The organism is Collinsella ureilytica (assembly GCF_019795105.1).
Taxonomy (GTDB): Bacteria; Actinomycetota; Coriobacteriia; order Coriobacteriales; family Coriobacteriaceae; genus Collinsella; species Collinsella ureilytica.
Genome location: NZ_JAIMFO010000005.1, coordinates 343,591 through 368,388, shown reverse-complemented (window position 1 = coordinate 368,388; position 24,798 = coordinate 343,591). Strand labels below are relative to the sequence as shown.

General features: G+C 53.7%; 21 protein-coding genes and 1 tRNA gene. 18 read left to right on the top strand and 4 right to left on the bottom strand.

Annotated elements, in window-relative coordinates:
- Positions 1-147: 147 nt before the first annotated feature.
- The 11 genes from K6V98_RS04325 (at position 148) to metA (ending at position 12,947) form a co-directional block, all read left to right on the top strand.
- Positions 148-432 carry a PTS sugar transporter subunit IIB gene (locus tag K6V98_RS04325; RefSeq protein WP_222199286.1) on the top strand — a complete coding sequence of 95 codons (285 nt, stop codon included), beginning with the start codon at positions 148-150 and terminating at the stop codon, positions 430-432.
- A gap of 224 nt (positions 433-656) precedes the next feature.
- Positions 657-2,120, top strand: a complete 1,464-nt coding sequence (locus tag K6V98_RS04320; protein WP_306792743.1) for a PTS galactitol transporter subunit IIC — start codon at positions 657-659, stop codon at positions 2,118-2,120.
- A 136-nt stretch (positions 2,121-2,256) separates the two neighbouring features.
- Positions 2,257-3,738, top strand: a complete 1,482-nt coding sequence (locus tag K6V98_RS04315; RefSeq protein WP_222199285.1) for an FGGY-family carbohydrate kinase — start codon at positions 2,257-2,259, stop codon at positions 3,736-3,738.
- Positions 3,739-3,771: 33 nt separating this feature from the next.
- Positions 3,772-4,239, top strand: a complete 468-nt coding sequence (locus K6V98_RS04310; RefSeq protein WP_222199284.1) for a PTS sugar transporter subunit IIA — start codon at positions 3,772-3,774, stop codon at positions 4,237-4,239.
- Positions 4,240-4,650: 411 nt separating this feature from the next.
- Positions 4,651-5,616 (top strand): YitT family protein, encoded by a 966-nt coding sequence (locus tag K6V98_RS04305; RefSeq protein ID WP_306792742.1) that lies wholly within the window; start codon positions 4,651-4,653, stop codon positions 5,614-5,616.
- A 569-nt stretch (positions 5,617-6,185) separates the two neighbouring features.
- Positions 6,186-7,337 carry an ABC transporter substrate-binding protein gene (locus K6V98_RS04300; protein ID WP_222199283.1) on the top strand — a complete coding sequence of 384 codons (1,152 nt, stop codon included), beginning with the start codon at positions 6,186-6,188 and terminating at the stop codon, positions 7,335-7,337.
- Positions 7,330-8,397, top strand: coding sequence for a FecCD family ABC transporter permease (locus K6V98_RS04295; protein WP_222199282.1), 1,068 nt, complete (start codon positions 7,330-7,332; stop codon positions 8,395-8,397). Before K6V98_RS04300 ends, K6V98_RS04295 begins: the two co-directional genes overlap by 8 nt.
- Positions 8,394-9,191, top strand: coding sequence for an ABC transporter ATP-binding protein (locus K6V98_RS04290; protein WP_222199281.1), 798 nt, complete (start codon positions 8,394-8,396; stop codon positions 9,189-9,191). The genes K6V98_RS04295 and K6V98_RS04290 overlap by 4 nt, the downstream gene beginning before the upstream one ends.
- Before the next feature lie 188 nt (positions 9,192-9,379).
- Positions 9,380-11,563, top strand: coding sequence for a hypothetical protein (locus K6V98_RS04285; protein WP_222199280.1), 2,184 nt, complete (start codon positions 9,380-9,382; stop codon positions 11,561-11,563).
- Between the two features lie 28 nt (positions 11,564-11,591).
- On the top strand, positions 11,592-11,882 hold the full coding sequence (locus K6V98_RS04280; protein ID WP_222199279.1) for a P-loop NTPase family protein: 291 nt from the start codon (positions 11,592-11,594) through the stop codon (positions 11,880-11,882).
- A 117-nt stretch (positions 11,883-11,999) separates the two neighbouring features.
- Complete coding sequence (metA, locus tag K6V98_RS04275; RefSeq protein ID WP_222199278.1) at positions 12,000-12,947, top strand: homoserine O-acetyltransferase MetA; 948 nt, start codon at positions 12,000-12,002, stop codon at positions 12,945-12,947.
- 104 nt (positions 12,948-13,051) lie between these two features.
- Here metA and K6V98_RS04270 read toward each other — a convergent pair whose 3' ends face one another.
- Positions 13,052-14,161, bottom strand: coding sequence for an FAD:protein FMN transferase (locus K6V98_RS04270; protein WP_306792741.1), 1,110 nt, complete (start codon positions 14,159-14,161; stop codon positions 13,052-13,054).
- 62 nt (positions 14,162-14,223) lie between these two features.
- Complete coding sequence (locus tag K6V98_RS04265; protein WP_222199277.1) at positions 14,224-14,967, bottom strand: Gx transporter family protein; 744 nt, start codon at positions 14,965-14,967, stop codon at positions 14,224-14,226.
- Positions 14,968-15,282: 315 nt separating this feature from the next.
- On the opposite strand from K6V98_RS04265, the gene K6V98_RS04260 reads away from it, so the two are divergent.
- The 6 genes from K6V98_RS04260 to K6V98_RS04235 all read left to right on the top strand — a co-directional run bounded on the left by K6V98_RS04260 (position 15,283) and on the right by K6V98_RS04235 (position 22,537).
- Complete coding sequence (locus K6V98_RS04260) at positions 15,283-15,654, top strand: arsenate reductase family protein (protein ID WP_222199276.1); 372 nt, start codon at positions 15,283-15,285, stop codon at positions 15,652-15,654.
- Between the two features lie 191 nt (positions 15,655-15,845).
- Entirely contained in the window at positions 15,846-16,403 is a 558-nt protein-coding gene (gene yfcE / locus K6V98_RS04255; RefSeq protein ID WP_222199275.1) for a phosphodiesterase, read from the top strand.
- Between the two features lies 1 nt (position 16,404).
- Entirely contained in the window at positions 16,405-17,265 is an 861-nt protein-coding gene (mazG, locus tag K6V98_RS04250; protein ID WP_222199274.1) for a nucleoside triphosphate pyrophosphohydrolase, read from the top strand.
- Between the two features lie 517 nt (positions 17,266-17,782).
- Positions 17,783-19,072 carry a phosphopyruvate hydratase gene (gene eno / locus K6V98_RS04245; protein WP_222199273.1) on the top strand — a complete coding sequence of 430 codons (1,290 nt, stop codon included), beginning with the start codon at positions 17,783-17,785 and terminating at the stop codon, positions 19,070-19,072.
- Between the two features lie 653 nt (positions 19,073-19,725).
- On the top strand, positions 19,726-21,330 hold the full coding sequence (locus K6V98_RS04240; RefSeq protein WP_222199272.1) for an FtsB family cell division protein: 1,605 nt from the start codon (positions 19,726-19,728) through the stop codon (positions 21,328-21,330).
- A 31-nt stretch (positions 21,331-21,361) separates the two neighbouring features.
- Positions 21,362-22,537 carry a Ppx/GppA phosphatase family protein gene (locus K6V98_RS04235; RefSeq protein ID WP_222199271.1) on the top strand — a complete coding sequence of 392 codons (1,176 nt, stop codon included), beginning with the start codon at positions 21,362-21,364 and terminating at the stop codon, positions 22,535-22,537.
- Between the two features lie 200 nt (positions 22,538-22,737).
- On the opposite strand, the gene K6V98_RS04230 is transcribed toward K6V98_RS04235, so the two are convergent.
- Positions 22,738-22,821, bottom strand: a tRNA-Leu gene (locus K6V98_RS04230).
- A gap of 199 nt (positions 22,822-23,020) precedes the next feature.
- A complete protein-coding gene (locus tag K6V98_RS04225) occupies positions 23,021-23,791 on the bottom strand; it encodes an SDR family NAD(P)-dependent oxidoreductase (protein WP_222199270.1) in 771 nt (256 codons plus the stop codon).
- A 648-nt stretch (positions 23,792-24,439) separates the two neighbouring features.
- Between K6V98_RS04225 and K6V98_RS04220 the strand changes: the two genes are divergently transcribed.
- Complete coding sequence (locus K6V98_RS04220) at positions 24,440-24,724, top strand: PTS sugar transporter subunit IIB (protein ID WP_222199269.1); 285 nt, start codon at positions 24,440-24,442, stop codon at positions 24,722-24,724.
- The last annotated feature ends 74 nt before the right edge of the window (positions 24,725-24,798 follow it).

The window sequence follows — 24,798 nt, the reverse complement described above, 5'->3', positions numbered from 1 at the left end:
CGTATTGCTTCGAGCCAGAGCTGCAGTGAGCGAGGTTGCCCGAAAAACCCAGCTTGCTATTAACGGGCTTGAGGACAAAGCAGCGGCGTAAGGGGAGTACGGGCGCGGGTTTAGGCCATGCAAGGTGGATACAGAAGGGAGATTGCCATGGCAAAGAAAAAGGTGCTGTTTGTTTGTGCGACAGGCGTTGCCACGTCAACCGTGGTGGAAGAGAAGGTCAAGGAGTATTGCTTGGAGCACGGGCTTGACTGCGAGTTTGATCAGCGTAATGTTGCCAGCGTTGCGCAGATTGGCGACGAGTTTGACCTGATTGTGGCAACCTGCCAGGTGCCGGCAAAGATCAAAACACCGGTGGTAATGGGCCTGCCTATTCTCATGGGCTTTGGTGCCGAGAAGACGTATCAAGAGATCGAAGACATTCTCCGATCTTAGGCGGCGGCCAGCCGTGCTTATGCTTGTTTCACAAACGAGGTGACTCGCTGAGTTCGCCTGAATGGCATATGAGTGCGAAGTGAGCTCGTAGCCTCTGTGGGCGTACACGTACAAGGCGTGCAGCTCAGCAGGCTTCAACCGCACACGTGAGCAGTCGAACGGCGACACACTGCACCGCTCACCGGTCTCATTCAAAAAACAGTTGAACACAGGAAAAGGGGTGCTTGCCACCCCTGAAGGACTCGTCTGCATTTTTAGATCGATCAAGCGTATTCAAAACCTATTGGCACACAACAACAAACACGGGAGGAACCATGGAAGAGTTTGCATCAACCCTAAATGAGGTTGTGCAGTATGTCTTGAGCTTTGATGCAACAGTCATGCTGCCTTGCGTGATTTTAGTCATCGCGCTGTGTTTTCGCATCAAGCCTCAGAAGGCATTTCGTTCAGCCCTTATGGCGGGCATCGGCTTCGTAGGTGTTTTCACCATCTTTAACCTGATGGGAAGCGTGGTTGGCCCTGCGGCTCAAGCCATGGTTGAGCGCACCGGGCTTCACATGCCCGCAGTGGATCTTGGCTGGACACCGCTTGCAGCCATTACCTGGGGAACTCCTATTGCCCCATTTGCAATCGTGCTTACGTTGGTCATTAATCTTGTGATGATTGCCTTTAAATGGACGCGCACGATCGATATTGATATTTGGAACTACTGGCACTTTGCTTTTGCGGGATGCCTCGTTTATGTCGCGACAGGCAATTTTGCCCTGGGTCTGGTAGGCGCAGGAATTGCAGCAGTGGTGATTATCAAAATCGCTGACTGGAGTGCCCCGCTTGTGCAGAAGCACTGCAACCTGCCTGGGGTTTCTCTCCCCACCCTTTCAAGTGCGGTGTTCTTCCCAATCGGTTTGCTCGGCAACTGGTTAATCGACAAGATCCCTGGTCTTAATAAACTACATGCAGATCCTGAGACCATTCAGAAGCGCTTGGGTATCTTTGGTGAGTCGATGATGATCGGATTCTTCTTGGGTCTGATGCTTGGTTTGCTTGCCGGATATGACTTCAATAGCCTGCTCAAGCTCGCAATTACCTTGGGCGCTGTTATGTATATCCTGCCGCGTATGACGCGTATTTTGATGGACGGCCTGATTCCACTTTCTGATGGCGTGCGTGAGTTTATGGCAAAGCGGTTCCCCGATCGCACTGACTTTAATATTGGTTTGGATATTGCAGTTGCAATTGGTAACCCGGCCATTATTTCAACGGGATTGTTGTTAACGCCGATTGCAGTCTTGTTGGCTTTTGTAGTGCCGGGAAATCGCACGCTGCCCGTTGCCGACCTTGCCAACATTGCAGTCTTTTGTTCCATGATTGTGGTTGCCTGCAACCAAAACATTGTGCGTGCGGTAATCGTGGCAATCCCTTGCCTGATTGGGGATCTGCTCATTTGCTCGGCTGCTGCTCCTTTGATTACGCAGCTGGCGCAAAACGTTGGCTATGATACGTCTGCTTCTGGGAGCCTTGTTACGGCATTCTTGGATGGTGGCAATCCCTTCCGTTACCTCATCTATCAGGTATTTTCAGGTAATTACCTCGCCATCGGCGCTGCTATTGCAGTAGGTGTTTTAATTGCATTTACTTGGAAAGTAACACGCCGTCACGCATATGACATAGCGGAGGCTGGCGAGTAAAGAGCTAGAAAGCCCAAGAGGTGTGCTGGTACGGGTGCGGGCTTTCGCAAGTTGAGGCTGCACCGAAAAACAAGACGGAGCTTTGAAGCAAAAAGTTGCTCTCTGCTCCGTCTTGGTGCATCACAAAGGAGAGGGGATGAGATCTATGGAGTATGCGATTGGAATTGATGTTGGAACAACAAACAGCAAAGTTTTGCTGTGCCGTCTACCTGCCTGCGATGTTGTGCACCTTGAGAAGTTTGCAACCCCAAAGATCGAAGACGGCACCTATGTAGATTTTGATGTCCATGCACTTAAGCACGAGCTTGCTCGCGCTCTAACTGCGTGTGCCGATGTTGCTGATATGGTGCCGATCAGTTTTATATCGGTGGCAAGCGTCGGAGAATCTGGAGTACTTGTTTATCCAGATGGTTCTCATGATGGATCGTCAATCGCATGGTTTGACACGCGTGGGCGCGAGTATGTGGATGAACTGCACGCCGATGGTTCGGCTGCTGTGTATTACGAGCGCATGGGTATTCCTGCGCATTCCAACTATGGCCTGTTTAAGCTTTTATGGATGCGAGACCATGGGTCGCAGGTTGCAGGCGCTACCTGGCTTCCACTTGGAGACTTTGTTGCTTGGTGGCTCAATGGTGAGCGAGCCCAGGATGAATCGCTTGCTTCTCGAACCTTTGTGATGGATGTCGCAAGTGGAAAGACCGATACTTCAATTCTTGAGCGCTATGGCTTGGATGCCTCGCTTTTTCCTCACTTGGTGGAAAGCGGCGTGAGCCGAGGTGCCGTGCGGCCAGAAATTGCACGACGTACTGGCTTGCCGGCAAATTGCCAGGTATGTGTGGCTGGCCATGATCATATGGCCGGATCAATTGCCTGTGATCTTGATCCTGATTCTGAGATTCTCAATTCCACTGGTACATCTGAGGGCATTTTGCGCCTGAATCGTGAGCCAGTGCTTACGAATGGCTCCTTTCAGGCACGTTTATCTAATGGGCGCTATGTGCGCGATGGGAGATTTTCCTACTATGCATCTTTGCCCACGGCGGGTTTTGCCCTTGAGTGGGTGGCCGAGATGATGGGGATTGATCAGGACACCTTTTTTGATGTATTGCCTGCGCGCATGCACCGCCGATACCTCGCGGATGAGTTTGTTGGCCGCGAGCTTGTATTTATTCCGCACTTACGCGGCAGTGGGCCGCCGAGGCGCAGTGTCCACGCGAAAGGCTGCCTGTATGGCTTTTCCGACACAACAACGCGCGAGGATCTCTTCTATGGAGCAACGCTCGGCCTGGCGCTTGAGCTCAAAAACCTTTACGACCATATGCTGGGCAATGAGGGATGTCGAGTGGCGAAGGTCATCGGCCCTTCTATTAAGTCGCCTCTCTGGATGCAGCTGAAGGCAGATGCTCTTGGTGTTGAAGTGCGCGCGTGTCGGGTGCGTGAGTCGGTGGCGCGAGGAGCAGTGATGCTTGCGGCTCAAAAGGCGGGTCGCGAGGTGGTTTCTGAGTTTGAATCCACGGTGTACACCTGCAACCCAGAGCGCCATTCCTATTTGAGCGAGCTATTTTCTGAACATTATCGAGCAGTTGAAGAGGTAATTGCGGCAATCGAGCCGTAGGCGGATGCATCTTTTAACCGAGAGGAGCGATATATGGCAGAGTTGGCGTTTAGCGAGGATTTGGTTCTCATCTTCGCTGAGGATGAGATCCAGGCGGAGGAAGTAGAGGAACGCCTTGCGAATATGCTGCTTGAGCGTGGGCTCGTAAAGGACTCGTTTCTTCCAGCTCTGTTGGATCGCGAACGGAATTTTCCTACGGGGCTTGAGGTTCCGGATGGGATATGTGCAGCGGTACCTCACTGCGATCCTGAGCATGTGGAGCGTGGGGCAATCTGTTTAGGCGTGCTCAAGCACCCGGTAGTTTGGCGCAAGATGGATGACCCAACAGCCACGTGTCCGGTGAGCTTAGTCGTTATGCTGGCGCTGCCCGAGGCACATGCACATTTAGGGATGCTCCAGCGGGTTATCGGCCTAATTCAGGATCAGGAACTTGTGAAGCAGATTGTGGTATCTGAGCATACGAGCGAGGTATTTCGTTTATCAAAAGCTGCACTCGCGTAAGACATGTTGCAGTGAGGTGTGCAGCTACGAGCGTGCAGTTGAGAGCAGCGAGTCCGGGCAGCGCACAGCACAACAAGCCTGGATAGCAGCGCGTCTTATAAGCTTAATCAAAGGGAATAGAACAGCGAGTTCGAAGAGCTCGGGGATAAGCGAGTTCGGGTAAGCGCGCGGAGTGAATGCGCGGGCAGCGGCACCGCTAGGTGTGTTTCCCCTTTTCCGCCCGCCATCCACGCCTGCTGATAAGCCGCTTGTCCGTGAACATTCCGTAGCGACTCCTAATATGAGAGCCATCCTCTCTACTCGCGTTATCATGACCGCGAGGATAGGTGTTGTGAGGTGTATCGCTCATCAGAAGATACAGCTCGCAGCACCGCGTTGGTCATTGAGCTCGGTTTGAGAGGAGCATCGCTCATGCAAGGGGATGCGGGGTCGCATACGTATGGCCCGGCTGACCTGAATGTTGTGCCCATGGCGGGCTGCCAAACGAGTGAAGAGGCGGAGCGGAGTCGCCTCATTGCAGAGAAGCGTAGCTCTCGGCCAGGGCGGATCCGATTCTTTTTGGTGCTCAACTTAGGTCTTCTGCTCACGGCAGTTGCCATTGTGGTGTTTAAGGCTCCGAATGGCTTTGCATTTGGTGGAACCTCGGGTCTATCCATTGTGCTCATCAAGCTGTATCCGAGCTATCCGGTCAGTGCGTTTATGTGGGTAATTAACGCGGTACTGGTTGCCTTTGGTTTGGTCTTTTTAGATAAGCGCAGCGTCGGCTGGAGTGTGTTTGCTTCTGCTGCTCTTTCTGCCTACGTGTCGCTAGTTGAGCGGTTTGTGCCTGTGAACACCTCAATTACCGGAGACATGTGGCTTGACCTGTGCTTTGCCGTGATTCTTCCGGCTGTGGGCAGTGCGATCGTATTTGATATTGGAGCCTCGACCGGCGGAACAGATATTTTGGCAATGATTTTGAATCGCCGTACCAGCCTAGAAATTGGCAAGGCACTTCTCGTAGTGGATGTAGCGATTGTACTGGCGGCGGCAGTGCTCTACGGCCCGCGTGTGGGGCTATATTGCATCTTGGGGCTTTTTGCCAAGACACTCGTGGTAGATGGGGCAATTGAGAGCCTACATCTGCGTAAGGTTTGCACCGTCATTTGTTCAGATCCTTGCGCGGTTGAGCGGTTTATTGTGCGTTCGCTCAACCGAAGCGCCACCATCACTCCTGGCTACGGTGCCTATTCTGGCCGAAAGGTCATGCAGGTGATGAGCGTGCTTTCCAGACGTGAAGCCATGAAGCTCAGGCGATATGTACGTGAGCTTGACCCATCTGCATTTATGACAATCGTAAATAGCTCAGAGATTATCGGGCGAGGTTTTCGCGCATAAGGAGCCTTTCTTGCAGGGAGCTGTCTTGTGTAGCAGCTTTTCGCGCATAAGGAGTCTTTCTTGCAGGGGGCTGACTTGCGTCTGACGTTAAGCCGACGGTGCGTGCCTGTTCGTGCATCCTAAACCGTACTTGTAACTTTTAGAATCGCCTGACTATGCCCCCGCGTCGTGCCAGAATCCCTGGTAGAACCCGCTTTGTGTGCGCCCTCAGCTCGCTCAAGCTCGCCTGCGCGTTCCCGAACGGCACGCGCACCTCTTCAGATCATCTGTTTAGCACGATCCCTCCCATCCGCGCCCGCTTGCGCTTCCGGTGGGGGATGAGTTGTTTTTGGCTATGAAAATGTTACAATCCGGCAAGAATATATTATCAAATCCCCCCGGATAGCCCAGAAGGGAGACCGATGGACAACCTCGAGGATTTTAAAGCGCTGCTCATCGTATAGCTATATGGCAATAAAGAGCCATCTACGTGGATCAGAGCGGATCAGCTCGTAAAAGAAAACCTTCCGGGTGAACTCCCGGAAACATACAGCAAGGGTTCGGCTTTTTGCTGAAAGAAGGGAATGTACATGAAAAAGTTTTTATCATTTTTCTTAGCGTGCTTTGTGGCACTCACGCTTGGTGCCTGCGGCAAAGCTGCTTCTAACCAAGCAGGCAGCAATGCCGGAGCTGCCCAAGAGCAGACTAAAAAGACGGTAGTTGACGTGCTTGATCGTGAGGTCGAGATTCCGTCAGACGTAAAAAAAGTCGTCGTGACCTTTAACCTTGAGGAGTACTTGGCAGTGGCCGGCGAAGGCGGCGTCGATAAGCTGGTTGGTTACAGCCATGCATATTGGGAGGGCCGTCGTGAAGACGCATGGGATACCTATACAAAGGCATTCCCTCAGCTCAAAGAAATTGCAGACGTTGGATATAACGACGGCATTAGTGCAGAGTCCATCATCTCGCTTAAGCCTGATCTGGTCATTATGTCCGCTCCGGTGAACTTTAGCTACATCGAGTCCAGCTTGCCCCTCTTTGAGCAGTCGGGTATTCCGGTTCTTTTTGTTGACTACCACTCTCAGACGGTCGAGACGCATTCAAAGAGCACGCTTGCCTTAGGCGAGGCGCTGGGGCAAACCAAGCGCGCAAAAGAGATCGTGGATTATTACACTGAGCAGATGAAGGTTGTGACTGACCGCATTGCCAAGCTTTCCGATAGTGATCCCAGGCCAAATGTGTATATGGAGTTCAGCCGTGGTGTGAATCAGTATGGCAACAGCTGGGGCAAGAAGATGTGGGGTCCGCTCATCGCAACCTGTGGTGGCGTGAATATCGCGTACGACTTTGGTGATGGCAACAGCGTTGATGTAAACCCCGAGATGGTCATTGCTGCAAACCCCGATGTTGTGATCTTTGCCGCAAGCCCTCAGACGGATATTAGCGACAATATTGTTCTCGGCTATGGTGCCGATAAGAAGGCTGCTCTCGCTGCTCTTACGAGCTATGAGAATCGTGATGGCTGGGGTGGCTTGAATGCCGTTAAGAATCACCGGATGGGTGCCGTGTATCACGACCTGTCTCGTCATATCTTTGACTTTGCCGGTGTTCAGATGATGGCCAAGATGGTTCAGCCTGAGCTCTTTAAAGACATCGATCCTGAGGCAAATCTGAAAGAGTTCTTTGAGCGCTATATGCCAGTTAAGCTCGAGGGCGTCTGGACGGTGTCTTTAAGTGAGTAGCCAGAAGGCAGATCACAAGGCAGAGCTTGCTGCAGATACTCAGAGCATCAGAAAAGAGTACAAGCGCGGCGTGAAAATCCGCTTTGTATTTCCCATCGTGATGCTGGTGCTTTGTGCCTGCAGCTTGGTCGTGGATATCATGACCGGCCCTGCCATGCTGAGCTGGAACGAAGTTCTTGCATGCCTCTTCCAGCTCGGCGAGGTGCCGGTCAATACACAGGTTGTTGTACTGGGTATGAGATTGCCCATTGCGCTGATGGCGCTGGTAGTTGGGTGTGCGCTGGGTAGCTCCGGCGCAGTCATGCAGACCATCCTAGTCAACCCCTTGGCGAGCCCCTACACACTTGGTGTTGGTGCAGGGGCTGCCTTTGGAGCCTCGATAGCAATCGTCGTTGGTCTGGGTTCTGTTGGAACATCAAGCCTCGCATTTTTGTTTTCCATGCTTATCTGCCTGCTCATTTACTGGATGGGACGGCAGCGCGGCATGGCTGCAAACAGCATGGTGCTCTCTGGCATTGCGCTCTTGTTTTTGTTCCAAGCCCTGCAGGCGCTCGTTCAATATGGTTCTTCTGAAACGCAGAACCAGGCCATCGTATTTTGGTCGTTTGGTAGCCTGCAAAAGACCACCTGGCTCAAGCTTGCAATCACCGCTACCTGCACCCTCATCTGCGTGCCGCTGTTGTTAAAGGACTCTTGGAAGTATACGGCGCTTCTCTTAGGAGATGAAAAGGCCGAGAGTCTCGGCGTGAAGGTTGGCCGCGTAAAACTCCGGGCTTTTTTGCTCATCTCGCTGATCTCTGCAACGGCAGTTTGCTTTACAGGAACGATTGGCTTTGTTGGTCTTGCAGGCCCTCATATCGCCAGAATGGTAGTTGGTGAGGATCAGCGCTCATACATTGTCTCCTCCGCAATCTGCGGCATGACGATCCTCTCCGTTGCTTCCATCATCAGTAAGGTCATTATTCCGGGAATCATCTATCCCATCGGAATTATTACGTCCATCATCGGCGTGCCGTTCTTCTTTGTGCTGGTTATGCGGCAAAAAGGCGGTGCACGATGAAGCAGCTTGAGTTGGAACAGTGCGGATATCGGTATCACGGGAGCCCAAAGCCCATCCTAGAAGGCGTTTCTTTTAGCGCAGCTGCTGGAGAAGTAACCACGCTTTTGGGCGTAAACGGGGCAGGCAAGAGCACGGCCTTGCGCTCAATTGCAAACCGGAGCTTCCAGATCGGAAGAATCCTTTTGGATGAGCGCGATGTTTTGGAGTATTCGGCAGATAAATACAATTGGAGCATGGGTTATTTGACCCAGGATAATGCCAACAAGCCTGCGCTGACCGTGTTTGATGTGGTGCTGCTGGGAAAGATTAGCAGGCTTGGCCTCAAGGTTTCTGCAGAAGATGAAGAGAGCGTTTGGAAGACACTCGAGGCGCTGCACCTTGAGCCGCTGGCTGGTGCGCGTTATAACGCACTGAGTGGCGGTCAAAGAAAGGTTGTCGGCATTGCTCAGACTATTGTGAGAGAGCCGAAGATACTGCTTCTCGATGAGCCAACAGCAAATCTGGATATTAGAAATGAGCTGGAGGTTATGCAGCTGATCTCGGCTTATACCAAGGCAAGAAATACAATCACCCTCATTACCCTGCATGATTTAAACCTGGCAACGCAGTTTTCGGATAAAACGGTGCTGATGCGAAGCGGAGGCACGTGTGTTGAGGGAACACCGAGCGAGGTACTCACTGAGGAGTTGATCCTAGACGTTTATGGGGTGGAAGCATCCGTAACGCTGGGAGACAACAATATGCCTCATATTCACCTCAAACGATCGGTTCGTGAGTCTACCTATACTTTTTAGATTGCCCTTTTTAAATGCCCGGGCGGGGCTTTGCACAATCATTTCGATGTGCGACGCTCCGCCCCTTCTTCTGCCTGTTGCGACGATTCGCTATTGCGTCAACCCCCTAGGGCGTCTCTCCTAGATATATGTCACATTTCGGAGGTGACATTCTGCCGAGGACGCCCCTCTGTTGGGGAGGGGTTGCTATGGGCATCCGCTTCATGCGCCGTACGATAAGCGAAACGCTCAGATCGTGGCCCGTTCTTGTGATGCTTATAGTTTTGCAAATCTTACTCCTGTCCGGGCTTTTCTCTACATTTCTTGGCGATGTAGAACGATCCAACGTAGAAATGAATCGTGAGCTTGCGTATCAGCCCACTGTTCCTGAGCCAGCTGATGGAGAGTTTAACCCAGCTCATCAGGTGCAGTATGAGCAAGCACAGAAGGCTCAAGAGGCGATGCGCGCAATCATTGCTGCGTGGGATGCTGGTGATCTTGCTGCATATTGTGAGGCGCGGGCGGACTATCTTCAGCTTGAATATGATGTCTCTGGTGGTGTGGGAACCTCAGAAAACCTCGGGCAGATAGCATTTTATCGAGCGCTGGAGCAGCGTCCGCATATTGCTTTTTATCGCACCAATGCAGACATGCCAGCGCTTACCTGGCTCGCAGCGGATAGCAAGGGAGTGGCGGATTTTGCACGGATGCTTCCCTTCATACAGCCGGGTGCTCGAGCGGGATCGGGAGATACGGCCGAGGCAAGTGTGGACACAATTGTGTGGGCATTGCCTGTCTTAACGCTCGCTACTCTCGGTGCACGCAGGCTTCGCCGCGAACGCTTAGCTGATCTTGCTCCGGTGGGAGACCGTTCTCGCTTTGCCTTCGCCGTCATAGGGAGTGCGGCTGCAGGGCTTGTTGTGGTAGCTCTGGCGCATGTGCCGAGTTTGCTTGTGTTCGGCATCCGCAATGGCATAGGCGACCTGGGCTATCCCGTAGTGTTTAACGATGGCGCTCGGGTAGTTGAGTCTGCTGTGGGGTTTGTGATCCTACAAATGATCTTGCTCACGATGTTGTTCGCGCTTATCTCATCGCTCATGGCGCATATTTCTGTGGCAGTTTGTAATCGTGCTTTGCCGGGCATTGCGCTTGTGACTGCAGTCATGCTGATTCCTTTTGTGTTCCGGGATTATTATGGTCGCTGTTCATCCTTTAGAGCAATTGCTCCGTTTTTGCCCTGCACCTATATTGACCTGCGCCAATCGGTTGGTAGTGTTACGGCTATACCTGCCTGGCATGAGCTGTCAGGCATTACGTTTGTACATGGAGTAAGCTCGCTGGGCATAACTGCGGTCGTGCTGGCGATTGTGCTGCTTGTTGCGGTGCGAGTGTTTCGCGCAAGTGGTGTGCGGCGAGTCAATGGTAACGATGATGAGCTTCCCCCGGCATGTTGGGACAAAGACCAGCATCGCAGTGACTCGGAGTTGCTAGGTCGCCATTTTCGAACGGATGCACACGAAGCTGACCATGGAGGAGCGGATTCAGGTAGACACTTTCGATCATCTCCATCTGCGTCTACGCGCCCTGGCTTTGGCACGTATCTGCTCTATCTCTCACGCCTGTTGGTAAAAGCTCCTGCCTATGGTGCAGCTGTGTTGCTGGTAGCGGTTGCAGCCCTGTTCCCGCTTGTGTTTTCGCTCGATCCCGATCTGACGGATTATTACCCATCGCGCTACGAGGGCGGCCCTATGCATGAGCTTGCGGATCGGGTTGCCGTTATGGATGAGCATGATCCTCGCGCAGCACGCATGCAAGAGCTCTACGATCACTTGAACGCCTTTGTTTACGCGCCTGATCCGGCGAGTCAGTTTCGAGCGCTTGGCGCTTTTGAGAGCTTGCGTTCTGAGCTTGTAGCTGAGGGAGCCACCGAGCTTGCAGGTAGGGATGGTTCTGCTCAGGCTGCCGCACGTGGTTTGCTGCTGAAGCACATGGCTGAGCTTTCTGATCCTGTTCTGTATCCGATTGCTCGGAAGATGCCCGCAGCGGTGTATGTGCCACATCTTTTGAGTATGCTTCCTTCGATCTTATGGCTGCTGCCTGTGTTGGCACTCTCTTCTGCAACTGCAAGCCTGATGGGAGGAGATTCTCTGGTTCGGCAGGCTCCAGTGCCGAGAGTGTGGGTGTCTGTAGCTGCCTTTTTTGCTGCAGGCGCACTTGCGGCTGTAGCAATTGCTGCGCCGCTTTTTGTTGGCTTTGCATGTGCTGCCGCCCTCAACGGCATTGGAGACTTTGCATACCCTTCTGCTTGCGTGTTGCTCGGCAGACCAGTCTCTGCTTTCTCGGCGCACATTATTGCTGGGATGATTGGGCGTGCGGGATTGCTGACTTTATAAAAAAGCGGTGCGTTCGCTTTCTCAGGCAATGAGACAGCAGGTAGTACTTGCGATCTCATACCTTACGGGTGCGCGCTACCTTCTGCTCGATGAGCCCATGAACGCGCTCGATCCTACAAATGTGGCTCGCCACACTGAGCTGTTGCGTAAGCGCGCTGCTGAGGGAAGCTGCATCGTGATCTCTTCTCATATTCTTGATAACGTTGACCGCGTGGCAGATACGGTGCTCTTTATTAAGGACGGTCGCCTGCAAGAGTTTGATCCTCGCCTCGGTGTCTCTTCACGCGAAATGTATGATCGCCTCTATCGCGGCGCTTGATTTTTATCAAGTTCACAAACAGCGCTGATGTAGTAAGTTCTCGCCTTGTGCGAGCTTGCTCTCGTATGTAGCGATTGCGCTCGGCTATTATGGATTCAAAGCACCGAAGGAGGCCATATGCCGATCCGCATTCCAGACGCTCTACCTGCATCCTCTGAGCTTGAGAGCGAAAATATCTTTGTTATGACTGAGTTTCGAGCACTGCATCAGGATATTCGTCCTTTGCGCGTGCTCATCTTGAACCTCATGCCAACCAAGATCGCTACTGAAACGCAGATCATGCGTCAACTCTCAAATACTCCCTTACAGGTAGAGGTTGAGCTTTTGCGTGCGGATAGTCATGAATCGCGGAACGTCTCTGCGACTCATCTTGAGACGTTTTATCGAACCTTTCGCGACGTGCGTTATGACCGCTACGACGGCTTGATTATCACGGGTGCCCCGGTTGAGCAGCTACGTTTTGAAGAGGTAGATTACTGGAGCGAGCTACAAGAGATCATGGACTGGAGCTCTACAAACGTACATTCAACCCTGCATATTTGTTGGGGCGCTCAGGCTGGTCTGTATCATCATTACGGTATTCCTAAGTATGCGCTCCCCGAAAAAGCGACGGGTGTGTTTGAGCATCACTTGGTGGAGCCGCGCTCTCCTTTGGTGCGCGGCATTGACGATACATTCCGAGCGGTTCATTCCCGCAATACTGAAGTGCGCAGGCAAGATATTGAGCGCGTGCCCGAGCTTGAGATCATCGCAGAGTCTGATGAGGCGGGACTGTATATTGTAAAGAGTACAGATAGCAGTCGGTTCTTTGTGTTTGGACATCCCGAGTATGATGCCGAGACCTTACGCCTTGAGTATGAGCGTGATCTTGCGCGGGGGATTCCGGTAGCAATACCTCGTCACTATTTCCCAGGTGATGACCCGAGTGCGGAGCCGCCAAATACGTGGAGAAGCCATGCTCAGCTGCTCTATACTAACTGGCTCAATTATTACGTGTATCAGACAACTCCCTATGACTTGCGAAGCATTGGTCGCGATGTACGGAGCCGATCTGGTTTGGTGTAGGACTGAGTGCGTGCGTGTGCGAGTTGCTGCAAAGTCAGGTCGCCACGCCTGCTGAGTCTGCGGTGCCAGCGGCTGAGTGTGCATGTAAGGTGCAGTAAGTCAGGCTATTTGCGAGCTTTTGAAAAGCTTGTTCGCTGTTGCCAGTGTTCGCTTGCGGCATGTGTTCCATCTTCCAAGATGAAGTAAGCCTCAGCATCTGGAATTGCACATACGATCTCTTGGCCGCGCTGGCTGCCTGCAACAAAAAGGGTGGTAGATAAGGCGTCGGCCAAGGCAGAAGACTCACAGATAACGGTGTCGCACACGAGATCAGTTTGCACAGGCATACCAGTTTTGGGATCCAAAATATGCCACCAGGTACCGGCGCTATCGGTAAAAGTTCGCTCATAGAGGCCGCTGGTTACTACCGATCCGCCGTCGGTGTGGATCGTGCCCACGAGTTCGGTGCCTCCGGGATGGGCGGGGTCTCTGATGCCCGTTGTCCAGCTATCGTGATCAGGTTTGCTTTCAAAATAGGCGATGTTACCACCAAGGGAGATAACAGCGGCTTCGATGATGGTCTGCTCGCGCAGGGTTTGGCAGAGTCGATCGGCAACAAAGCCTTTTGCGATACCGCCGAGGTCGATTTTTGCCTCGGGGTCGGTGAGCGTAACGGTGGCAGTCTCCTCATCAATATGAACATTTCTCCAGTTCACATGAGGTAGCGCGTTGGTACGTGCCTCATCGGTGGGACGGATGCCTTCCTTAAAGTCCCAAAGCATAGAGACCGCGCCAATCGTAATATCGAACAGACCATCGAAGCGCTCTGAATATTCAAGGCCGCAGGTAAGAGCTGCAATTGTGTCTGGATCAACGGTTGTAGGAGCGCCGTGTGCCGCATTAATGCGTGCGATATCGCTCGTTTCGCTATAGGGATCAAGCAGGGCGGTGTAGCGCTCGCATTCAGAGATCAACAGGGTAAGGGCTTCCTGCGCAGTGGCTTTGCCGGAGGTGTGCTCTGCGTGATTATCTGCTCCACCATAGATGGTGAACTCGCAGTAGGTATCAAAGGCAAAGGTTGATCCACGAACCAGGTTGTAATCGATTGTGTCTTGCTGGGCAGACCCGCCAAAAAGACGGGAAACCTCGCCAGAATGGCAGCCGGTGAGGAGTGAAGCTGCGCCCGTAGCAGCAATGCTGAAAGCGCCCAGTACGAGCGCTCGCCGATTCATCATGGAGCTACCATCAGGCTGACGGTGCCTGCAAGAGCAAGTTCTCTCATTGCTCGAGACTTCTGTCACCTCGACCACCTGTCTTGCTGGGGCAGAGCCGCCAGAATTGTGTGCGCAATAATCCCGATAGCTGCTCCGGCAAGCATTCCAGATGCTGCAAGGAGCGGTGCTGAGCCAAGTGCAACCTGTGGTGTGAGAAGCAGGGCAACAACCATGAGCTGACCTGCGTTGTGTGCGACTCCACCAAGCACAGAAATGGAGATGCACGAGAGCATTCGGCTTTTATATGCAAGTGCCATAACCAGCCACGAGAGGAGGGCTCCAACCAGGCTGAACAGCATGATCTGAGGATTTCCAAAAAGGATGGACGAGAGTACTGCTTTTGCGCTTGTTACGGCGAGGGCTCCGATTGTGCCCATGCGAACTAGGGTAACAAGAACAACTAGGTTTCCTAGGCCAAGTTTGATTCCAGGAATGGGAACAGGCGCGGGAATGAGCATCTCTATATAGCCTGCAACAAGTGCGAGGGCAACCAAGATTCCGTAGTGGGCGGCCTTCGCTCCTGCAGAGATCCGTTTGCTCGGGTGCGTAGCCTCTGAATTTGCGCACGTAGCTGCTGAACTTTGGTGTGGGGCTTCTGAGTCAAGGCGTGCGGTTTCTGAACTCGGGCACGTGGCCTCTGAACCCGGGCGTGCAGCCGCTGAGTTCGGGCACGTAGTTCCTGGCCCCGGGCGTGCGGCTTCTGAACTCGTGCACGTAGCTCGTGAACTCGTGTGCGTATCAGGGCGTATGTGGCGCTGAGATGACATGGGCTAAGTATAAGCCAGCATCACACAACCGGGCTTGCGAGCCCGAGCCTACGGGTTTCTTTTACCGGCTCGTATGCTTCTTGGTCGCCCGGCGAATCTGCATATTGCGCGGCGTGGTTCGTGTCATGAGGCTTGAGATGTTGTATTGGGCATACTGCGAACAGATAGCTCGCGACTAGGGAGGCGTTTGTGTCCGCACGATTGTTCAAGCGTCTTCGAGCGAGCGTAAGGTAGCAAGAGATAGGTGCGTGTTCTGCGTCGGGCGTGAAAAAGCATTTCGCGCGCCCGGTGCAGGTGCGATTAAAGGAGGATTGTATGGCAGGTTCAGTTTTGTTTCTTGAGTATCCGAAGTGCTCTACGTGCAGGAAGGCAAAAAAGTGGCTGGATGACCACGGTATCTCATATGAGGATCGCCACATTGTTGAGGCAAATCCCACGGCAGATGAGCTAGCTGAGTGGCAGCGTGCGTCTGGCCTTCCACTTCGACGCTTCTTCAACACGAGTGGCATGCGCTATCGTGAACTCGGCGTAAAGGCGCAGCTTGATGCCGGTATGTCTGATGAGGACGCCTTTGCCCTTCTGGCGACTGACGGCATGCTGGTTAAGCGCCCGCTCGTTATTGTGGATGGTGGAGCTCAGGTGTTGGTGGGCTTTAAGGAAGCCGCTTGGGAAGAGGCTTTGCTGTAGCGTGCGAGGAGTCCATGTGGCGTTGCGGCGCAGTAATGTGTACGCGGGCTCAGCGCGTGCAATAGCCTTCGTTCGGGTTCGACTCACATACAGGAACGTGTGTGCGGCAACGCTTGTGCACGCTCGGTATAAATTCGGCACACGCGCGGCATCGTGTGCGCACTCGGCATAAAAAGAGAGGAAAGCGGTTGATGAAGATTCTTTTCGCATCCGACATTCACGGGTCGGCATACTGGGCTGGGCGTCTCATCGCAGCTATTGATCGCGAGGCTCCCGACCGTGTGGTCTTGCTTGGAGATCTGCTCTATCACGGCCCTCGAAATGATCTACCGCGCGACTATAATCCCAAGCGCGTGATTCCGCTCCTCAATACCCTTGCTGATCAGCTGCCGCTCACCGCCGTGCGAGGAAACTGCGACTCTGAGGTAGATCAGATGGTGCTCAACTTCCCTATCATGGCTGATGCTGCTGAGCTCGTTTGCCCTGACAACTCGGTGCTTTTCCTGACTCACGGACATGTATATGGGGTTGGATTTCACAATAGCGTGAATCGGCTTCCCAAGCTCGCTCCAGGTTCAACGGTGGTATTTGGGCATACGCATCATAAGGTCAATGAAGAGGCACCAGACCATCCGGGAATTTGGGCATTTAATCCCGGGAGCGTGTCGATTCCTAAAGACGGTTCGCACTCCTATGGTATCTGGGAGGACGGCACGTTTTCTCACGTAGTACTTACCGAGGAGGCTTGATATGGGAGAACAGATTGATCACGGGACGGAGAGCCTAGTCTCGCTTATGGAGGCAGGCATGAGCGCGGAGCCGTCCGAGGTGGGCGAGGCCTTTCAAGAGCTCGTCAATATCATTTGGCGGCTTCGCCAACCCGATGGGTGCCCGTGGGATCGCGCGCAGACGCATACGAGCATTACGAAAAACATGATCGAGGAGGCTTACGAGGCCGTCGCCTGCATTGAAGATGGTGATACCGATCATTTGCGTGAAGAGTTGGGTGATGTTTTGATGCAAGTTTTGCTCCACGCTCAGATTGCCTCAGATGCTCATGAGTTTAGTTGCGCCGATGTTATTCGCACGCTCTCAGAAAAGCTCGTTCGTCGCCATCCACATGTGTTTGGCGATGTTGAAGCACATGATGCTCAGGAGGCCTTGCACTCGTGGGAGCAGGCAAAGCTCAAAGAGCGTGTTTCTGAAAAGATTAAGACTCCGTCCGGCCTGCTCGATGATGTTCCCCGTGCGTTGCCGGCACTTATGCAGGCTCAGAAGGTTTCGCGCAAGGCGGCTTCTGCGGGCTTTGAGTGGGATTCGGTTGATGCGGTGTGGGCGCAGGTAGCAGAGGAGCACGCCGAGTTTGATCGGGAGCGTCCTGGCAGTGCGAGCCGCGAAATGGAATTCGGGGATCTCTTGTTCTCACTGGTCAACGTGGCGCGGATGGAAGGGATAGATGCCGAGAGTGCCTTGCGGGCGAGTACGGCGAAGTTTCGTGAGCGTTGGTCGGCCATGGAGGCTGAGGCAGCGAGGGACGGCCGCGCGCTGGAGGATCTTTCCTCGGCTGAGCAAAATGAGCTATGGGATTATGTAAAACGTGCTGAGGCTTAGAGTTCCTGCTCAAGGAGCTGAGCTGATGGGGCGCGAGATCGCGTGCTGCGTACCGCGTGCTGGGGCAGAGGCATCTGGCAGCCGCTAAAGCCGGCACGGCAGTAAGGTTCGGCGGGATCACGTGAAACATGCTGGAGCCTTTTGCGGCCATCCAAGGTTGCACGGCAGTAAGGCGCGGCGGGATTGCACAACATGCACCGGTTCCAAGGTAGCCGCCCAAGGAAGCGGGGCAGCAAAGGACTGCAGGATCGTGTAAAGCATCTCAGGCTTGTGACAGTCGTTCAAGATGGCACGGCAGTAAGGTTTGGCGGGATTGCACAACACGCATTAAGGCCGAGGGCAGTCTGCGAACCGAGAGTCAAGACCGGATCACCCGAGCGGTACGGTTTTTCAACGCAAAGGGCAGATATTCGCCAAGATGCACGGTTCTCGGAGACTCAAATTGGGCATAATAGGAGATGTATGGTTCGGCGCATCGGAATGCCGAGCTGCGTCTTCAAGGGAAAAGGAGACTTGTATGAGTGAGATTCTGGACGTCTACGGTCGCGAAGTGCTCGATTCGCGCGGCAACCCCACCGTTGAGGTAGAGGTTGTTCTTGACGACGGCTCTTTTGGCCGCGCCATGGTGCCTTCTGGTGCCTCTACAGGTGCTTTTGAGGCTTGCGAGCTGCGCGATGGTGACAAGGGTCGCTATCTCGGCAAGGGCGTTTCTAAGGCAGTGGACCATGTGAACAAAGAGTGCGCAGACGCTGTTGTGGGCATGGACGCCTTTGATCAGCGCGGTGTAGACGCTGCTCTTCTTGAGGCAGACGGTACGCCGAACAAGAACAACCTTGGCGCAAACGCTATCCTCGGCGTTTCACTGGCAGTTGCTCGCGCTGCTGCTCAGTCCGCTGGCCTTGAGCTGTATCAGTATCTGGGAGGCGTGAACGCACACCTGCTTCCCACGCCCATGATGAACATCCTCAATGGTGGCGTGCACGCAGATAATAACGTGGACTTCCAGGAGTTCATGATCATGCCTGTTGGTGCCCCGAGCTTTACCGAGGGTCTGCGTATGTGTGCAGAGGTCTATCACACCCTGAAGGGCGTTCTGCACGAGGCCGGTCTTGGTGGCGGCGTGGGCGACGAGGGCGGTTTTGCACCTAACCTCAAGACCAACGCTGAGCCGCTTGAGTACATCACCAAGGCAGTTGAGAAGGCTGGTTACAAGCCGGGCGTAGACTTCATGTATGCCATGGATCCTGCTTCAACTGAGTTCTACAACGCCGAGACGGGCAACTATGAGCTCAAGGGCGAGGGTCGTACGCTCACCTCCGCTGAGATGGTTGATTACTGGTGCGAGCTTGTTGATAAGTACCCCATCATCTCCCTTGAGGACGGTATGGCCGAGGAGGACTGGGACGGTTGGGTTGAGCTCACCCGCCGCATTGGTGGCAAGGTTCAGCTCGTGGGTGACGACCTGTTTGTTACCAACACCGAGCGCCTGAAGAAGGGCATTGAGCTGGGTGCTGCTAACTCCATCCTCGTCAAGGTGAACCAGATTGGTACCCTGACCGAGTCCCTCGAGGCTATTGAGATGGCTAAGCGCGCTGGCTATACCTGCGTCGTGTCGCACCGTTCTGGCGAGACTGAGGACAGCACCATTGCTGACCTTGTTGTTGCTACCAACGCTGGCCAGATCAAGTCCGGTGCTCCTTGCCGTTCTGACCGTATTGCCAAGTACAACCAGCTTGTCCGTATTGAGGACGAGCTCAAGGAGAGCTCGGTCTACGCTGGTAAGGATGCCTTCTACTGCATCAAGTAAGTTGGCGTTCTGCTCATAGCAGGTGCTGAGTAGTTCTGAAGCCCCGTTCGCCTTGGTTTTCCAGGCGAGCGGGGTTTTCTTCTACCCATCGAGGGTGCGTGCTTGGCGGAGGTACGCCTCGGATGCGCGCCTCGGATGGCGCGTTGGATGGATGCGTGTTGGGTAGCTGCACGTTGGGCGGCCACACGTTGGATGGGTGCGTGTGGGTGGCTGTGCGCTGGGAGTGTGTACGTGGAGCGGCCAGACATTGGGCGTGTGGTGAGCGGCTACACGTTGGGTCGTGTGCGTTGGGCGGCCACGCGTTGGGCGGCCACGTGTTGGGCTGGTGCCGCGTCTCGTTTTGCTCGCCACCGGAGCGTGCATTTTGGTGTCGTGAGGAGCATTTTTGCCCGTACTTCGCGTCAAATCTGTGCCTGGCGGACAATAAATGTACTAAATATAACCCCCTATACCGGGAATGAACACATTTTTGATGACAAAATCCTGGCATTATGTCGTTCTCGATCGCAAGGATCTTGCTTTGCACCGTTTGCGAAAGCGCGGTTGAAGTGCGTGGAGAGATGGATGAGCTGAGATCACTGAGGGGCGAAAGGGGAGTCGCGTGGTAAGCTTTGGTTTGTAGCGCACAGGCACTTCAAACACACAAGGCGCAGATGACTATTTCGACTCGAAACAAAACAGGCTTCTCAGTCCACGCTGGCTTCGGGGGTATTGACAGCCGCCCGCGTACGTCTGGCTTGGATCCAGATGCAACAGGCAATCTCTCCGAGGCTGCTCGGGCAGCTGCTGCTATTCCAGCAGCGTCCATGCCGAGCCGATCAGCTGGTCGCTCGCAAGCTGGCAGCCGCACGCAAGCTGCCACCAATCGCCCGCAAGCCGCTGACAACCGCGGGCAAGCAAGTACAGCAAACACTCGTGGGGCACGCCGCATGCGCACCGCTGATCGCGCGAAAGAAGGGGCAGCTGCTCAAGGAGGGCGTCGCACACGTTCTGCTCGTCAGGTACCAGCGTCCGCAGCAGACATTCGCACGGAAGCTCACGGCAGCCGTGCACGTGCTACCGACCGTACGCAAGCCACTGACCGTACGCAAGCCGCTGGAGGCCGTTCGCGTACCACCGCACGCACCGCACGTACGCAAGCATCCGCAGCAAACGCCCGAGCTGCACGGCGATCCCGCTCGCGAGCTTCTGACTTTTTGCGATATGCGGGCGACAATCGCTTCGTTCGCGCGTGTAACGCGTTTACGACCGGGCCATACCGCGTGCTCTTCCGTACCCTTGTGGCGCTGGCGATTCTCGTCGGGCTCTACCTGCCCGCGCGCGACCTCTACATCGCTCAGCGGTCGCATGCAATCTTGACCGAGCAATTGGCAATCCGCGAGCGCTATAACAAGCGCCTCCAAAAAGAGGTAGATGTCTTCTTATCAAAAGAGGGGATTGAAGACACCGCTCGCAAAGAGCTGGGGATGGTGCATGCGGGAGAGCAGACCATCACCGTTACGGGCGTTGATGATGAGGGCAATCCGCTACCGGCACCAGAGCCTGATCCTGAGACACAAGCATCAGCAGAGCCTAAGCCCAATACGGACGCTGGAGCAGTTCCGGGAGATACAAATGCAGCATCAGTAGATCTGGCGAGCCTCTTGGGTGGCGCGGGAACATCGAGCCAGGCCGCTGCCGCAGCTGCTGCGGCTACTGCTGCTGGTCTTACCCCCGGTGGAATGCACACTCAATCAAATGGCACAGACGGTGATGCACAGGGTACAGAGCCTTCCGGAGAGCATGCTGGCGATGCAGCAAACGCCGATCAGAGCGCAAGTAATAATGGCTCCTCTGATGTGTCAGCCGAAGCTGAGCAGCATGCAGATGCGAAGGGCGCTGGTGAGTCTGGCAGCGCTGATGGAGGCAAGGGCAGCGATGCCGAAGCCAAGCAGGACAAGGATAAGTCCCGAGCCAACAAAAAGCATAAAGACGACGAGCCAACAACGTCTGCCGAGGTAGAGCGTGCGATGCGCGCGGTTTATGAGAATTCGCCATGGTATCTCAAGGTGCTCGACGCGTTCTTCTTCTTTACGGGCGTTGAGGGCCAGGCGGTTGTTTCAACGGGACATGGTGATACCGGGTCAGCAGACGGTTCAGCGGTAGGATCGGCATCCGGGTCAGCAGCCGATGCTGGCTCAAGTTCCAGCGGTGATTCACAAGGTACTTCCAAGGGAGACTCGAAAAGCGACTCGCGCGCCAAGAGTGGAAGCCGCTGACCTCGCAATCCCTTCTATAGAGGAGGCAAAAGTGCGCGTTGCAGCGGTAGATATTGGAACCGTTTCGTCGCGGTTGTCGCTTGCGTATGTGCGCGAAGGACGCGTCGTATCTGAGATGCGCCGGACGCGTATTACCGACCTAGGTGAGGGCGTGGATGCCACGGGTGCTCTCTTAGATACTGCGATTGAGAGGGTTCTTCTGGCATGCAAAAGCTTTGCGGGCGAGATCGCCGAGTTTGCGCCAGAGGCAACCCTGATGACGCTTACGAGTGCTGCGCGAGATGCGACGAACGGATCGCAGTTGCTCGGCAGCCTTGAGGCTTTGGGGTTTAAGCCCACGGTGATTCCTGGAACGGTTGAGGCCACGCTTTCTTTTTTAGGTGTTGCGGGCGGTATGCCTGGTCAGCGTATTGCGGTGGCAGATTCTGGTGGAGGTTCAACTGAGATTGCCACAGGTGTGCTGCAGCCGCCCGCTCAGCTTGCTTTCGGTGCCGTTGCGTCGATCGATATGGGGTGCCGTCGCCTGACTGAGCGCTATCTCACGCCAGCGCCAGCAACTGCGGAGCAGATCGCTGCAGCCGCAACAGCTGCACGCAGGGCATTTGAGCAGTATTGGGCTCAGTTTTCTGAACCGCGTACGCGCGAGGAAGAGCGGGCGTACGGACCAGAGTTCTCGCAGGTATCGGAGGGCTCACTTGCGACAGCGGGCGCATGCGTATCGGAGGGTGCATGTGTATCGGAGGGTGCATGTGTAGTGGATGACGCACCTGTCCCAGAGAATGCACGCCTGCCGAAATGCGCGAACGCCCCAGAGCAGGCATATGTGCCAAAGTGCCATCACGTGCCCGAGCGGCTTGTTGCGGTTGGGGGAACGGTTACCACGTTGGTGGCCATGTTGAAAGGCATGCAGGTTTACGATTCTCATGCTGTCCATCTCTCAACGCTGACCTTAGATGATATTCGCAGCATGATTGACCGACTCTCATATAAGCGAGTTGAAGAGATCGTCAACATGCCCGGTATTCAACCTAAGCGCGCGCCGGTGATTTTGGGCGGCGCGCTGATTGTGGAAGCGCTCGTGCAAACAGCAGGAATGAGTGAGTTGACGGTCAGCGAGGGTGGAATCCTGACTGGACTTGCTCTTGTGGCAGCTCACGTGCTGGAGCACGGAACTTCGCCGATTGATTGGGTGCCCAAGCTCTCGTAGCCAGGCTCAACAAAGCATTGACCGGCGAGCCCTACAGCTATTCACACATAGTAAGGATGGCGGGAGGGCGACGGAATTCGACTCCAGATGGTGGAGGCGTCGAGATTCGAGCCTGATGGTGGAGGCAATGGAATTCGCACCCAGATAGTGAAAGGGCGGCGGGATTCGAGCTCAGATGGGCAGTGCGGTTCAAGCTCAGATGGTGGGGGCGGTGGGATTCGAACCCACAATCCCGAAGGCCGAAGATTTTAAGTCTCCTGCGTATGCCGTTCCGCCACGCCCCCACGAGTGATAAGTCTAGCACGGCTTGACCGTTAAAGAAGCTAAGTTTGTCGCACAAACTATAATCCAAGCTTGACGCTTTGCAATAAAAACTCTCCAGATGTAATAAACGCCTACATCTGGAGAGAATTTAATTGCTCAGTAATGCTTGTGGGAATGCATTGAGCAGGATTACAGCACTTTACCTGCTGCTTTTATTGCTTACATATTGGTTAGGCCACCATCGGAAACCAAAATCAGGCCATTGATGTTTGAGGCATGATCGGAAGCCAAAAATACAAGGTTCTCGGCGATCTCTTTTGCTGAAGCGCTCATCTTATTGATATTTGCGCCTCTGCCAATTACCTCCATACCTTCGGTATCAATACCTGCATCAGGAGCTGTTAAGCTTGTTACCATCTCGGTAGCAATACCTCCCGGTGCAACGGCATTGCAGCGGATATTCTTATTGCCATACATGGCGGCTGTATTTTTTACGAGACCGTTTAGGGCATGCTTGGACATAGTATAAGCAGCACCGGCTTTACCACCGCGTATGCCTGCAATGGAGGAAGTCACTACAATACTGCCACCATCTTTCATCAGGGGAATAGCATACTTAAAGAGCCTTGCATTTCCTTTTACATTGACATTCATAATCCAGTCAAAGCTTTCCTCTGATAGATTAGTAATCGGCTCAAATTTATCCATAACGCCAGCGTTACACGCTAATACGTCAAGCTTTCCCTCTTGGGATTCAATGGTTGCAATAACCTTTTCAACGTCTTCTTTTTTGCCAACATCGCCCGCTGCCAGGATGATCTCACCGGGGTAGCCTTCAGATTTGCTTTTTTCAACTAGCTTTTGCAACCTCTCTACTCTTCTGGCAACGGCATATACCTTGGCTCCTTCTGCTGCAAAAAGCAGCGCAGCTTCAAAGCCGACACCTGAGCTCGCTCCTGTTAGAAGAACAATTTTGTCTTTAAACTGCATGTTTCTACCCTTCTCTTGCTGTGTTTATATGTACTCACCTGCACGTATAGTGCTTATCGTACTACAAGTGCTTTTGAGATAAGTTGCAGTACCTGTAATGTTTCCTACTTTGTCTACGCAATGCACTGCCGACGCAGTGCCCGCAAGCAGCACCACTAAAGAAAGCGAATCTAACCCATGTTGCTTGCTTCTCTTCATTATAGGCGTGACGGCATTAAACTCATAATCATTCTCAGTTTCTTTTCGTTACGTTTCGCAAACATAAAACAGAACATAGAAATAATCAGAGATCGCCATGCCAATAAAAATCGCCCACGTCCTATCTGAAAAACATGTAGCAAAAAATAAAAGCCAGGAATTTGCAACAACAGACTGTTCAAGTTTGAAAGGTCTTATTTAAAGACCTCCTTCGGATGTGTAACAACAGGCTATGCAAGCTTGAAAGAAGCCTCCGCATGCTGTACAAGCTTGAACGAGGTAGCAGCTTGCTGTGCAAGCTTGAAAAACACTGTAACAAAGCCCGAAAGCGCCCAATTATTTATCCGCCTAATGAGGGTAGGGGATGCCGTTGCGCTATCAACTGAGGATTGATTCAGGATACCAAGGACGTACACTAGTAGAGACGTATTGTCTAAAAAGGAGAGTGCTATGAAGAAGATTGTGCTCGCGTGTGGATCTGGCGTTGCTACTTCTACGGCCGTTGCTAACAAGGTGGCTACTCTGCTCGATGAGAATGACTACCGAGGGCAATATCGCATCGTGCAGTGCTCTATTTCTGAGGCAGCTGCTCAGTGCTCTGATGCTGACCTTCTGGTTGCTACGACGGTTGCTCCCGCGGGGCTTTCCTGCGCATTTGTGAGTGGCGTTCCATTTTTGACCGGCATAGGAAAGGCCGATGCTGAGAAGCAGATTCTGGAAGCCCTGGCTGGCTAGGAGCTCGGCAGGTTGGTAGGCAACTACCTGACCTGCTCGCGGCTCTGATGCTTCGGAGCGCTACATGTGCCGGG